An 11876-nucleotide genomic window follows, 5' to 3' on the forward strand; every position below is an offset into this window, starting at 1 on the left:
ACCGCGGCCTGAAATTCACACCCCGCGAGTCAACTGAACCCGGGGCAGTCCCCATTAAGGTTTCACCAGTGCGAAGGGGTGGCATGACACCGTACGTCGTTCGGATCATCGAGACGTGACACCGGACCGATCCCAATACCCCTCGTATGCATTACCCGTTCGCACCCGCGCTCAGCCGCCGAGGCAGTAACCCACGCCTCGCACTGTGCGCAGGTACCGGGGAGATGCTGAGTCCTCGCCCAGCTTGCGACGGAGTCTGCCAACGTGTACTCCAAGCGCGGATCGGCCACCGGTGACGGATCTCCCCCACACGAACTCTGCCAGCTGTCGACACGTCAGAGGCTCTCCTGGGCATGCTGAAAGCGCTTTGAGAATGGAGAACTCGATACGAGTGACCGCCACCGCATTACCGCACAAGAACACGCGACGTGATACCACATCAACCTCTAGATCTCCAATTTTGCGCCGCCGTTTTGCTTCGCTATTCGAGCCGCGATGCGTTGTCTGCGTACCGATTCGGTTGTGTCTCAGCACGTTACGGATACGAGCATTTAACCCCTCGATGTTTCTTTCAGATATGAGTGCGACATTCGAAAGTAGCGGTCTGACATCTGCGTCGGTAATGGCTACGACGCCGACATGAGCCGTCTGCCGAACGCGGTCCAGCACTGCGGCACCCGGTCCATCTGTTCCTATGCACACCATCACGACGTCAGGGTCGCCGTTTCGCAGCTCATCGAGTGCAGCTGCTTCGGAGTGCACGACTTCAACGGCGAATTCGTGCGCGCGTAGCCTCTGCGTCAGATTAGCGGCGTAGATGTGCCGCGGCTCTAGCAGCAGAACGCGGATGCGCCCGGCGGCCACATCTCTCGGTGAATCGCTGGTTCGGTGACCAATCTCGATAGTCGTGTGAGGCTCCTAGCTCGCATGCGTCAGCGATGGCAAGCGCTCTCGATCAATCGCAAAAACCACCGCGCAGACGGCTATCGTAACGCAATGTACGTATCTACTACGTAGGCACGTACGTTGTGTCGTCCATGCTGCGTCCAGCGCGCGGGCAAGTGCCAGATTCCTGGCCCGAAGGGGTCCCTCCCGCCACGTGCCAATTAGTGGTGGCATAGCACCTGGATGAGCGCGGGCATCGCAAGCATCGCTGCCATCGCTGCGCCGAGCGAGGCGCGGTGCCGCCATCGAATGTGACTTCGCGTGGGTGTCGCGAGCCGCATTGCGCGAATAACGACCCCCATTGCCGCCGCAGCCAAACCTTCCGGCAACGGGGCATGGTGGCCGGCAAGTGTGAGCAACCCAGCGAGCAATGGACGAGTGCCCACTCTACGAGCAGCAGCGTCATCCGCACACATCTCCAGCAGTTCAGCGACCGAATCGTTCGCGATCGCGAACAGCGGGAGGCGAGGGAGTGTGGTGGCCAGCGCGCGTAGCACCATGAGAATGTGGTGATGTCGGCCCGAGATGTGCGCATCCTCATGCGCCAGAACCGCTTTGAGCTGCGAGGGGTCCAAGGAACTCATCGCCGCGGAGGTGACGACAATGGCATTCGGCCGCCCGACGACACAATAAGCGGCACGTCGGGCAGCCTCAATTACGACCACGTCGGGGTGGCCCGTTGGCCTTCCGATGATCCGCGCAGCGTGTGCATGCTCATGACTTCGAGCGCGAAGTCTTGCGATGGAGCGGCCCACCCGTATCCCGACTACGCATAGCGCCAGTAGGCCCCCAATCATGATTGCCACTGTTCCGATCCGTCCTGGCAGCGGGGTGTGGTCCGAGAAGCCGAACAGTTCCAGGCACAAGGTCACGGCCGAGGCATCTTGGATGCTGTCCGATGCTGAGAAGAGAACCAGAGCCAGTGCCACGACCCACGCAATGAGCGTGGCGCCAATCGTGGCGAGCCAAGCAACGACACCCATGTAAGGGCTGGTGCCGCTGCTGGTCATTCGCCGCAGCGCGGGAGGCGCCAGCCACGCGAGCAAACCGCCGTAGAGCACAAGCCACATGGCTGTCGTCATCATCGTTGGCCCTTGCACGGAGCCGCCTTGAGTTGCACGCAGAGCTTCTCGCAAATTCGATCAGCGGAAAAGGACATCCCCGTCGTGTAGGCGGATCGCCGGCGGCGCGACGGCTCCTCGAAGGCGTCGCGCACTGTCACGGAATCTGCGTACTCCCAGAGCCGCTCCTTGACCACCGCTTCGAGGTCACCGAACCCTCGTCGTTCCACGTCGCCAACTCCTGCTCTCGCGGGCGAGCTGGCCACTCGCTCCGCGACTCAACGGCAATTCCTCAATGTAGCGGTCCAAAGGTGAATTGCTTGGTACGTGCACCGTTGCGTGACACCAAGCCGGATCCCTTTAGCGGGCGGCTGGCAGCTCGCATCCGTGGCCACGCTTTGAATCTGACGATTTAGCAGTACATTGCAAGACACTAGGCAAATCAGCTTGGCCGGTCAGTATGAGTCATGTCAGCATCATCGGCACCGCCGCCATAGGGTCGGGGTCACAGCATCGCGGCGGGGCGCTCCGTCTGAGGTACTAAGTCGTGCTGACGAACTAAGCAGAGCAATAGCGCCAGCGATCGCTACAGCCCACAGCACCACCACGGATGCACACAGCAGCGGCCAGACCTGCCATCCAAGAGTGTTGCGACAAGTGTCCATCCACGACATCGAAGGCACCTCCTATGACGCTCATAGTTGCGCTGTCATCTAGTGACGCGGTATTTGTCCTATGAAGATCTGCTGAAGATCGAGCCCGCGTATGCAAGCAAGTGCTTCTTCACCGGCAGAGCGGGCACCATAAGTGGCATGGAGCATCCGACGGGGACGCCATCGGAGCGTGCTAAGGGCTATCGCGCTTTGGTGGTGGACGACGAAGTGCCACTGGCCGAGGTTGTAGCCAGCTACCTGGAACGCGAGCAGTTTGAGGCGATCGTCGCCGACAACGGTGTCGATGCCATCGCGGTGGCGCGCGAACTCGACCCCGACGTCGTCATCCTCGACTTAGGCCTGCCAGGAATTGATGGTTTAGAGGTGTGCAGACAGTTGCGCACCTTCTCCGACGCATATGTCGTGATGCTGACAGCTCGGGACACGGAGATCGACACCGTCCTCGGTCTCACCGTCGGGGCCGACGACTACATGACCAAACCCTTCAGCCCACGCGAACTCGTAGCACGCATCCGGGCGATGCTGCGGCGACCGCGCGCGGTGCCGACCACCAGCACGGCCCCAGTCCTCGAGAACGCACCAGCGCGACGCTTCGGACTGCTCTCTATAGATGTGGCGGCCCGAGAGGTACGCATCGACGATGAGTTGATTTTGTTGACGCGCACCGAGTTCGACATCCTCGAAGCCCTGTCAGGTCGCCCCGGCATGGTATTGACGAGGCGACAACTTCTCGAGATCACTCGCGACGGTCCGTGGGTCGGCAACGACCACCTCGTCGACGTCCACATCGGACATCTTCGACGGAAGCTCGGTGACGGTGCCGCGCGGCCGCGCTACATCACCACAGTGCGGGGAGTTGGCTACCGGATGGGAACGGGAGAGTGACCACCACAGTCCCCGCCCCGCGGTCTCGGCGAGGCCGGTGGCGCCGATCCGGCATTGGCTTACGCCTGCTCGCGGCTCAGGCCATCGTCTTGGCCGCTGGCGCAGCGACGACTTCAGTCGTGGCGGGTGTCGTGGGACCGCCGCTGTTTCGTGAGCATCTGCATCGAGCCGGAGTCGCTGCGGACTCCGTCGAGCAATTCCACGCCGAGGAAGCGTACGGATACGCGACGGCCATCTCGTTGGGAGGCGCCGTAGCGGTGGCGGCGCTGGCTGCTCTAGCGGTGAGCTGGTACGTCAGCCGGCGACTGCAGCGATCGATAACCGAGGTCGCGGCAGCGGCTACCGCCGTCGCCGAAGGTCACTACGAAACACGGGTGTCATCTCCACGGCTCGGCGATGAATTCGACGCGCTCGCTACTGCCTTCAACCAGATGGCGTCCCGGCTGCAATCGGTTGAATCGACGAGACGGCAACTGTTCGGCGACTTGGCGCATGAGATTCGCACTCCGATAGCAGTTCTGGTGGCCTACATCGAGGCGCTCGAAGACGGGGTACGCACGCTAAACCCACAGACAGCAACCATGCTGCGTGACCAGACAGGCCGTCTTGTGCGGTTCTCCAATGACCTGGCCTCCCTCGCGAAGGCCGAAGAGAGTTCGGTCTCGATGACTTACAGCTTCATCGACGTCGAACGCTTGGCTCGCCGCTGCGCTGCGGCGGTACAGGAACGCTACGACGCCAAGAAGGTGGCACTACACGTCCGAGTTGCCGATGACCTGCCCCGATTGTGGGGTGATGAGCAGCGACTTTCGCAAGTGGTAAGCAACCTGCTCGACAATGCGTTGCGCCACACACCTTCTGAAGGATCGGTTGAAGTCAGTTGCGTTCGCGAAGCAGAGCGGTTGGTTATAGCGGTCGTCGACAGTGGCCAGGGAGTCACAGCCGAGCACCTGCCACGTCTATTCGAGCGGTTCTACCGGGCAGACGCAGCCCGTGATCGTGAACACGGCGGCGCCGGCATAGGGCTCGCGATTGCCAAAGCGCTCGTCGAAGCGCACGGCGGAACGATCTCCGTGATGAGCGCCGGGCCTGGCACCGGCGCAGCATTCACCGTCGCTCTGCCGATAGCGCGCCCGCGAAAGAACGAGACACCGGTTGCGGCGACGCCGACCGCACACGCTGACTAGCGAATACCCCTCATTGCTTTTCGAAGATCCCCTGCATGATGGCGATCTCTTCTTGCTGATTGGAAACGATGGTCCGCGCCATTTCCACCGCCGCCGGGAACTGCCCGTTGTCGATCTCCTGCTGGGCCATGGTGATTGCACCCTTGTGGTGTTCAATCATCTGTGACAGGAACAACCGGCCAGCCTCGCCGCCTTGTGCGTTTTGGAGGGCGGCCATGTCCGCCTCAGACATCATCCCGTGCCCGCCTGCCATACCCGGCATCAGACTGGTGTCACCGTCGCCGGGCATTTCATGACCGGGCATGCCGCTGCTGGTGGGCGCGGGTGTGGACGACGCGCCCCATTCTTGGAGCCAGCCCTGCATCTGCTCGATCTCCGGACCTTGCGCGCTCTTGATTTGGTTGGCCAGCGACACGATCTGGGGGTCAACGCCCTGCTTGCTAAGGAGCATGTCGCTCATCTCGATTGCCTGCTGATGATGTGGGATCATGCCTTGAGCGAACGTCACGTCGGCGTCGTTGAGCGCGGCGTCATTTCCGGCAGCGCCAGTGGAAACCGAGGACGTCACGGAGATGGCTGACGTAGCCTGGGTGTCGCTGTTCGTGTTCGAACAGGCGCTAGAGAAGAGGACCAACGCCGCCACCGCCGCGAGTCCGAATCCATATCGCTTGTGCTGCATCGCACATCCTTCCCTGATCACGTCCATTGACGTCATGCGTATGCCGACACGCGCGATTGCCGCCGGTTGCCTCCAGCCTTCAGATTTCAAGTGTGGGTCGGTTCGACTTCCGATGAAGATTTGATAAAGACCTTCCCACCAACGGCCGACGAATGCGGCACTCATGGGCTATGCCGCCGTCAGTCGCGTGCGGTGCACTGATTTCGAAGTGCAGCAGTCGTTTTGGTGAATTCGGCTACGAACTACTGGTCCGCATGGGGAGTTGTCGTGCCTATGAAGCAGCACGGTGAGGACACTGCGCTAGGCCGGCGATAGCAAAATCTGGGCCAGGCGCGTCGTCGTCTCGACACCGTCATCGTAGCCGCCCTCACCGTCAAGTGAGTTCATGATTGCCAGGGTGTAGCGCTGTTGAGGACCGGCGAAACCAACGCTGTTGACCACCCAGCCCCCCTGCTCCTGTGACCATCCGTTCTTGTTGCCGGGGGTCATCGCCGCGCCCGCTCCCCACACTCCCCATTGTTGGTTGGAGTCGAGGTGCTGCATCTCTGACACGATGGCCGCGGTCTGGGCCGGCGGCAGCTTGGTGAGGGTGTAGTTCATCAGCCGGTCCAGGTCGTCGCTCGTGGATTTCTGGAATCCCCAGTAGGGGTACGTATCGCTGAAGCCCTGTTGCGCTTGCAGACTGGTCATTCCGTAAGTGGGGAAGTTGCGGTTGAACGCCGTGTTATCGGGTCCGCCGTGGCGTTCCCACAACGTGTCGGCGGCGGCGCTGTCAGAGGAGTGCATCATGTCGGCCATGAGTTGGTTGTCGGCCGGGGTCAGACTGATCTGACCAGCGCGGGCCCGCGTCAGCAGGTCGACAACCATCGCGAGTTTGATGGTGGACGCTGTCCATATCATCGTGCCGGCCGCGTCGTTGCGGTGCGCCTGTCCAGTCGTGCGGTCGCGGAGCACATAGCCGACGGTGCCGGGACGAGTGGCGAGGTAGGCGTTCGCCTGCGCAATGCGCTGGGCCATGTCAGCGTTCGCGACGGGCGTCGGGACGAATACCAGCACCGCCAACGCGACGAGTCCAGTTGCCAGCGCCTTCACAGGCTCAGCCTGTCAGCCCCGTACGCACGACGGCCGAAGGCACGCCGGTGGGCACACGCCTTACTACTGCCCGTCTACGTAGGTGTCGGCAGGCCGGGCCCATCGTGTCGGCTGGTAGTGGCCCTACCTCTTAAAAGCGAGGCCGCTCACCAGGATGAAGATGCCCAGACCGATCAAGACGATCGGAAATAGGACGTGTTCCCAGCGTTCGAGGACTTCGGCGATCGGCTGGCGGGTGGCGACGAATCTGGCGACGAGGACCAGCACTGCTACAAGCAGGAGGAAGACCACACAGTAGGCCACTACAGCCGCTGTTCCCACGTTGAGAAAGACGGGAACGTAGACGCCGATGTTGTCCCCACCGTTGGCGAAAGTGACTCCTGCGACAGCAAAGATACCGACGTTCTTGCTTGTGACCCCTCCATCGTTGTCATCTTCATCGTTGCCGCGCCACGCTTCCCATGCCGCCCACAGCCCCAGGGCTAGGGGGATGAGTCCGAAGTAAGGGACGATTTCGGGGGGAAGGAACGCCCCCGTACCGACTGTCACAAGCACCGCCGCGCCCAGGATCCCCGCGAAACCCAGGTACTGGCCTACGGTGATCCGTGTCGTTGTCCCGCGCTGCCCCTCGCCGCGGGCAAAGAACAGCGAGAGCACGATGATGTCGTCGATGTTGGTGGCGATGAACAGGCCGACCGCGGGCAGAACCGACGACAGCATCATGCGCATGTCGCGGTGTCTGTGGGATCGCGTGCACGTCGAACAGTCGAGGCGACTACGACTGCGTCGCCGAGAGCGAAGTTGGGGTTGCCGGCATTCACTAGGGTGCGCCCACCGGCGCCGCGGAGGTCCGGCTCGCTGACCGTTCCCCCGGCGCGGTGGCCAACGCTGTGGTTCGACCGGCCCGTACACCGTTGGCGATGACTACGATTTCGGCTACTTCGTGGACCAGCACGACCGCTGCGAGTCCGAGCACACCGAACAGTGCGAGCGGCATCAACGCAGCGATCAGTACCAGCGAGAGGCCAACGTTTTGCAGCATGATTCGCCGCGCGCGTCGCGCGTGGCTGAACGTCTGCGGAAGGTGGCGCAGGTCTTCGCCCATCAACGCCACGTCTGCGGTTTCGATGGCGACGTCGGTGCCCATGGCGCCCATGGCGATACCGAGGTCGGCGGTGGCCAGCGCGGGGGCGTCGTTGACGCCGTCGCCGACCATGGCCGTGGAGCGTTGGGAGCGCAGCTGTTCAATCAGTCGCGCCTTGTCCTCCGGCCGAAGTTCGGCGTGCACCGCGTCGATTCCGACGTCGCGCGCGAGTGCGACCGCGGTGGCATGGTTGTCGCCAGTGAGCATCGCGACGTGGTAGCCGTCACGCTGCAGTTGGGCGACGACGTTGGCGGCCTCGGGGCGCAGTTCGTCGCGCACGGCGATGGCGCCGATCACCTGGCCGTTGTCCTCGACGAGCACGGCGGTCGCGCCGGCCTGCTGCATCCGCGCCACGTCGCCGGCCAGCGGCCCGGGGTCGAGCCAGCCGGGGCGGCCCAGCCGGATGGTGTGCCCGTCCCGAATCCCGGTCAGCCCGGCACCGGTCACCGCCTCCACGTCGCTGGCCGGGGTGACGTCATCGACCGCGCCAAGGATCGCCGCGGCCAGCGGATGTTCGCTGCGCGCTTCCAGCGCCGCGGCCAGATCCATCACCTGTTCGCGGGTGGCGCCGTTGGCGACGGCGACGTCGATGACGGCGGGCCGGTTTGCGGTGAGCGTGCCGGTCTTGTCGAGCGCGAGACCGCGCACCGCGCCCAGAGCCTCAAGTGCGGCACCGCCCTTGACGAGCGCGCCGAGCTTACTTGCAGCGCCGATCGCCGCGACCACTGTGACCGGCACCGAGATCGCCAACGCACACGGGGAGGCCGCGACCAGCACGACCAGGGCGCGTTCGATCCAGGTGGTCGGGTCGCCGAGCAGGCTGCCGATCACCGCGATCAGCGTCGCGGCGATCATCACCCCTGGCACCAGGGGTTTGGCGATGCGGTCAGCCAGGCGTTGGGAGGCGCCCTTGCGGGATTGTTCGGCCTCCACGATGCGCACGATGCGGGCCAGCGAGTTGTCCTCGGCGGTGGTGGTGACCTCAACTTCGAGCACTCCGGTGCCGTTGATCGACCCGGCAAACACCTCATCACCGGGTCCGGCCTCGACGGGCACCGATTCGCCAGTGATGGCCGAAAGATCCAGTGCGGTGCGGCCTTCGCGGATGACGCCGTCGGTGGCGAGCCGTTCGCCGGATTTGACCAGCATCCGGTCACCGACCCGCAATTCGCTTGGCGAGACAACCGTTTCAGCGCCGTCGCGCAGCACGGTGGCCTCGTCGGGCACCAGGGAGAGCAGTGCGCGCAGTCCGCGGCGGGTGCGGGCTAGCGAGTACTCCTCCAAACCTTCGCTGATGGAGAACAGGAACGCCAGCATGGCGGCCTCGCCGACCTCGCCGAGAATCACCGCACCCACGGCGGCGATGGTCATTAGCGTGCCGACCCCGATCTTGCCCTTGGCCAGCCGCTTGAGGGTGGACGGAACGAAGGTGTACGCCCCGACAACCAGTGCCACCGCTTCCAAAGTGAGCACCACCGGACGTGTCGCATCTACGAACCCGGCGATCAGCGCCGCGAGCAGGAAGACGCCCGAGATGGCAGCGAACTGTAATTCGCGTACCTCCCATAGCCGTTCGGGCTCGTGCCCCTCCGACTCTTCGTTGCGGGGTTCGTCGTTGCAGCCGCACGCGTCGCTCATCGGGTGCTCCCCTTCGTCTTGGTCGTGGCACCGGTGCGGGCGCGGGTTCCGTAGTTGGGGCACAGTGCCACCTTGTTGCCGGTGGCGGCCAGCAGCGTTTCGGCCGAGGCCAGTACCTCCATCAGCTCCGGACGGGTCAGCGAGTAAAACATCTGCCGGCCCTCCGGGCGGCCAACAACCAGCCCACATTCACGGAGGCAGGCCAGATGAGCCGACACGGTTGACTGCGCCGCCCCCAGTAGCCCCGTCAGATCCACCACCCGGGCTTCGCCTTCGGCGAGTCGCTCCAGGATCGCCAGCCGCGTCGGGTCGGAAAGACCGTGAAACAGCGCCACTGCCGGTGCCAGGTCTACGGCCGACCGCGTTGAGGATCTACCCGTTGTCATCGCCATACGACGATGATAGCGTACAGATCACATTGATCGTCAAATCACGGTGATAGCGCTTATAGGCGTTGATTCGGAGAATCGACGTGATCCTGGAAACCCTTGACAATCGCCGAAAGGACAACTCCGATGTTGATGAACCGGGCCGAGACCGGGCTGGTCAATTCGCCGCCGCGACGCTGGCTGCAACGCATCTACGAGGCGCCGGTACTACTGCGGTTCGGCGGCCGACTCCTGCCCAGCACACGAGCGCTGGAGATCGGTTGTGGGTCCGGGTACGGCTCGCAGCTGATCTTGGAACGGTTCGGCGCGGCCGCCGTGGACGCGGTGGATCTGGACCCGGCGATGATCGGCCGCGCCGGCCGGCGCTTGGCCCGCTATCGGGATCGGGTTCGGCTGGCCCAGGGCAGCGCCACCGATCTGCGGACCGCACTGGATGCCGACGACGACAGCTACGGCGCGGTCTTCGATTTCGGGATCGTGCACCATATCCCGGACTGGCGAGAAGCCATCGCCGAAGTCAGTAGGGTCCTGATACCGGGCGGTCGGTTCTATTTCGAGGAGGTCACCGCCCACGCCCTGGCCCGCCCCACCTACCGGCGGCTGTTCGATCACCCCACCGAGCACCGATTCAGCGCCGATCAATTCCTCGATGAACTGACCCAGCACGGTCTGGTGGTGCTCGGATCGCTCACCCGAATTCAGGGCGATTACCTGCTCGGCGCGGCCGCCAAGCCCCTCCCCGCCGGGGGTGAGCGGTGATGGCCATCGCTGTGCTGGCCTTGTTCGCCGCCATGATGCTGGTGATGGGCGCCCTGCGCGCAGTGATTCAACGGCGCCGCACCGGCGAGATCGGCACTCGGCGCACCTTGCGACCCGATGGCTCACTGCAGTGGTGGGCGCTGGCGGGGACCGACCTCGGCTGGCTGACAGTGGGTGTCGGCGCACCCATCGCCGACCTGGCCGGCATGTCGCCGCTCACGATCCTGGATCATCCGTTGGTGAGCGGTGTCGGTGTCGCGTTCGCGGTGCTCGGCATGCTCTTGGCCTTCGGCGCTCAAATGGCAATGGGCGCATCCTGGCGCACCGGGATCGACGAGGCAGAACGCACCAGTCTCGTCACCACCGGCGCATTCCGGGTCGTTCGCAACCCGATCTTCGCCGCCGCAACTGTGGCGTTTGTCGGCCTGGCGCTCATGGTGCCCAACGCGGTGGCAGTGGCCGGCCTTGTGGTCTCCGTAATCGGCATCGAGGTGCAGGTCCGTCTGGCCGAAGAACCCTACCTACGCCGCGCCCACGGCGTGGCCTACACCGAGTACACCTCCCGCGTTGGCCGCTTCCTACCCGGCATCGGGCGCCTGCAACCCGAACACCAGCACAGGACCTAGCATTCGGGTACCAATCCTGCTGAGCACTGCGAGGCATGCAGATACGGAAGCGCCGCCAGACATGAGCGCATCCGATGATGATGGAGGGACGATCAGGTGACCGAATGTGAAAGTGTCGAAGCGACGTTCGCGTTCGTCGATCTGTCTGGGTTCAGCGTCCTGACTGAAATGTGCGGTGATGAACAGGCGGCCAGTCTGGCCGGCCGCCTGCTGGCCGTGACCCGTGACTCGCTCGGGCCGGGCGTCACCATCGTCAAGACGATGGGTGATGCGGTCATGCTGCGCGCCAGCAAGCCCGAGCAGATGGTGGCGACGATCCTGCAGCTCGCTGACCGGGCCGCCGATGAGGATGGCTTCCTTGCGCTGCGGGCTGGCATTCACCACGGCAGCGCGGTGCACCGCGACAACGATTACTTCGGACACGGCGTGAATGTGGCCGCCCGCATCACGGCGGTGGCCGGTGCTGGGCAGGCTGTGGTGACCGACAAAGTTCGTCAGGCTTGCGCGCAACTCGGTCTCTCGCCAGATCCATTGGGCGCCGAGGAACTCCGCAACATTGCGACACCGATGGAGGTGTACGCGGTGGGCCTGGCGGCGGCCCGCTATCCCACCGACCCGGTGTGCCGCGTGCGGGTCGACCCTGGCACGGCGGCCAGCCATCTGCGTCACGCCGACCGCGACTGGTGGTTCTGCTCACCAGAGTGCGCTCAACGATTCGCCGCCGCACCAGCGCAATACGCGAGTGTCGAAACAGTCAGCGATCGCCACCAGCGTGGGATAAGCCAGGACTGAGCACA

General features: G+C 64.0%; 14 protein-coding genes. 6 read left to right on the forward strand and 8 right to left on the reverse strand.

The window, feature by feature from the left end; all coding sequences use genetic code 11:
- Positions 1 to 171: 171 nt before the first annotated feature.
- Positions 172 to 705 carry a response regulator transcription factor gene (locus M1248_RS04655; protein WP_317147847.1) on the reverse strand — a complete coding sequence of 178 codons (534 nt, stop codon included), beginning with the start codon at positions 703 to 705 and terminating at the stop codon, positions 172 to 174.
- Here M1248_RS04655 and M1248_RS04660 point away from each other — a divergent pair.
- On the forward strand, positions 640 to 792 hold the full coding sequence (locus tag M1248_RS04660) for a hypothetical protein (protein ID WP_317147865.1): 153 nt from the start codon (positions 640 to 642) through the stop codon (positions 790 to 792). The genes M1248_RS04655 and M1248_RS04660 overlap by 66 nt on opposite strands.
- 314 nt (positions 793 to 1106) lie before the next feature.
- Here the strand turns inward: M1248_RS04660 and M1248_RS04665 are convergent, their stop codons facing one another.
- Entirely contained in the window at positions 1107 to 2027 is a 921-nt protein-coding gene (locus tag M1248_RS04665) for a M56 family metallopeptidase (protein WP_317147689.1), read from the reverse strand.
- Positions 2027 to 2236 carry a hypothetical protein gene (locus tag M1248_RS04670; protein WP_317147690.1) on the reverse strand — a complete coding sequence of 70 codons (210 nt, stop codon included), beginning with the start codon at positions 2234 to 2236 and terminating at the stop codon, positions 2027 to 2029. The genes M1248_RS04665 and M1248_RS04670 overlap by 1 nt, the downstream gene beginning before the upstream one ends.
- A 582-nt stretch (positions 2237 to 2818) precedes the next feature.
- On the opposite strand from M1248_RS04670, the gene M1248_RS04675 reads away from it, so the two are divergent.
- The gene (locus tag M1248_RS04675; RefSeq protein ID WP_317147691.1) at positions 2819 to 3565 is read left to right on the forward strand and encodes a response regulator transcription factor; all 747 of its coding nucleotides are present in this window, start codon (positions 2819 to 2821) and stop codon (positions 3563 to 3565) included.
- A complete protein-coding gene (locus M1248_RS04680; RefSeq protein WP_317147692.1) occupies positions 3562 to 4752 on the forward strand; it encodes a sensor histidine kinase in 1191 nt (396 codons plus the stop codon). Before M1248_RS04675 ends, M1248_RS04680 begins: the two co-directional genes overlap by 4 nt.
- 10 nt (positions 4753 to 4762) lie before the next feature.
- Here the strand turns inward: M1248_RS04680 and M1248_RS04685 are convergent, their stop codons facing one another.
- From M1248_RS04685 to M1248_RS04705, 5 genes are all read right to left on the reverse strand, one after another.
- The gene (locus M1248_RS04685; RefSeq protein ID WP_317147848.1) at positions 4763 to 5431 is read right to left on the reverse strand and encodes a DUF305 domain-containing protein; all 669 of its coding nucleotides are present in this window, start codon (positions 5429 to 5431) and stop codon (positions 4763 to 4765) included.
- Positions 5432 to 5731: 300 nt separating this feature from the next.
- The gene (locus tag M1248_RS04690) at positions 5732 to 6448 is read right to left on the reverse strand and encodes a serine hydrolase (RefSeq protein ID WP_410506626.1); all 717 of its coding nucleotides are present in this window, start codon (positions 6446 to 6448) and stop codon (positions 5732 to 5734) included.
- Positions 6449 to 6646: 198 nt separating this feature from the next.
- A complete protein-coding gene (locus tag M1248_RS04695; protein WP_317147850.1) occupies positions 6647 to 7246 on the reverse strand; it encodes a cadmium resistance transporter in 600 nt (199 codons plus the stop codon).
- A gap of 97 nt (positions 7247 to 7343) precedes the next feature.
- The gene (locus M1248_RS04700) at positions 7344 to 9305 is read right to left on the reverse strand and encodes a cation-translocating P-type ATPase (RefSeq protein ID WP_317147693.1); all 1962 of its coding nucleotides are present in this window, start codon (positions 9303 to 9305) and stop codon (positions 7344 to 7346) included.
- Complete coding sequence (locus M1248_RS04705; RefSeq protein ID WP_317147694.1) at positions 9302 to 9697, reverse strand: metalloregulator ArsR/SmtB family transcription factor; 396 nt, start codon at positions 9695 to 9697, stop codon at positions 9302 to 9304. The genes M1248_RS04700 and M1248_RS04705 overlap by 4 nt, the downstream gene beginning before the upstream one ends.
- Positions 9698 to 9826: 129 nt before the next feature.
- Here M1248_RS04705 and M1248_RS04710 point away from each other — a divergent pair, with 129 nt between their 5' ends.
- The 3 genes from M1248_RS04710 to M1248_RS04720 all read left to right on the forward strand — a co-directional run bounded on the left by M1248_RS04710 (position 9827) and on the right by M1248_RS04720 (position 11871).
- Complete coding sequence (locus M1248_RS04710; protein WP_317147851.1) at positions 9827 to 10453, forward strand: class I SAM-dependent methyltransferase; 627 nt, start codon at positions 9827 to 9829, stop codon at positions 10451 to 10453.
- Positions 10453 to 11079 (forward strand): isoprenylcysteine carboxylmethyltransferase family protein, encoded by a 627-nt coding sequence (locus M1248_RS04715; RefSeq protein WP_317147695.1) that lies wholly within the window; start codon positions 10453 to 10455, stop codon positions 11077 to 11079. Before M1248_RS04710 ends, M1248_RS04715 begins: the two co-directional genes overlap by 1 nt.
- Before the next feature lie 96 nt (positions 11080 to 11175).
- Positions 11176 to 11871, forward strand: a complete 696-nt coding sequence (locus M1248_RS04720; protein ID WP_317147696.1) for an adenylate/guanylate cyclase domain-containing protein — start codon at positions 11176 to 11178, stop codon at positions 11869 to 11871.
- Positions 11872 to 11876: the final 5 nt, after the last annotated feature.

Origin of the sequence: Mycobacterium sp. 29Ha (assembly GCF_032883055.1) — a bacterium.
Taxonomy (GTDB): Bacteria; Actinomycetota; Actinomycetes; order Mycobacteriales; family Mycobacteriaceae; genus Mycobacterium; species Mycobacterium gallinarum.

Excerpts from the sequence above, each read along its gene's own strand:
- M1248_RS04660 (WP_317147865.1), top strand. The coding sequence starts at position 640 with ATGAGCCGTCTGCCGAACGCGGTCCAGCACTGCGGCACCCGGTCCATC.
- M1248_RS04655 (WP_317147847.1), bottom strand. The coding sequence starts at position 705 with ATGGTGTGCATAGGAACAGATGGACCGGGTGCCGCAGTGCTGGACCGC.
- M1248_RS04665 (WP_317147689.1), bottom strand. The coding sequence starts at position 2,027 with ATGACGACAGCCATGTGGCTTGTGCTCTACGGCGGTTTGCTCGCGTGG.
- M1248_RS04675 (WP_317147691.1), top strand. The coding sequence starts at position 2,819 with ATGGAGCATCCGACGGGGACGCCATCGGAGCGTGCTAAGGGCTATCGC.
- M1248_RS04685 (WP_317147848.1), bottom strand. The coding sequence starts at position 5,431 with ATGCAGCACAAGCGATATGGATTCGGACTCGCGGCGGTGGCGGCGTTG.
- M1248_RS04690 (WP_410506626.1), bottom strand. The coding sequence starts at position 6,448 with ATGGCCCAGCGCATTGCGCAGGCGAACGCCTACCTCGCCACTCGTCCC.
- M1248_RS04695 (WP_317147850.1), bottom strand. The coding sequence starts at position 7,246 with ATGATGCTGTCGTCGGTTCTGCCCGCGGTCGGCCTGTTCATCGCCACC.
- M1248_RS04700 (WP_317147693.1), bottom strand. The coding sequence starts at position 9,305 with ATGAGCGACGCGTGCGGCTGCAACGACGAACCCCGCAACGAAGAGTCG.
- M1248_RS04705 (WP_317147694.1), bottom strand. The coding sequence starts at position 9,697 with ATGGCGATGACAACGGGTAGATCCTCAACGCGGTCGGCCGTAGACCTG.
- M1248_RS04710 (WP_317147851.1), top strand. The coding sequence starts at position 9,827 with ATGAACCGGGCCGAGACCGGGCTGGTCAATTCGCCGCCGCGACGCTGG.
- M1248_RS04715 (WP_317147695.1), top strand. The coding sequence starts at position 10,453 with ATGGCCATCGCTGTGCTGGCCTTGTTCGCCGCCATGATGCTGGTGATG.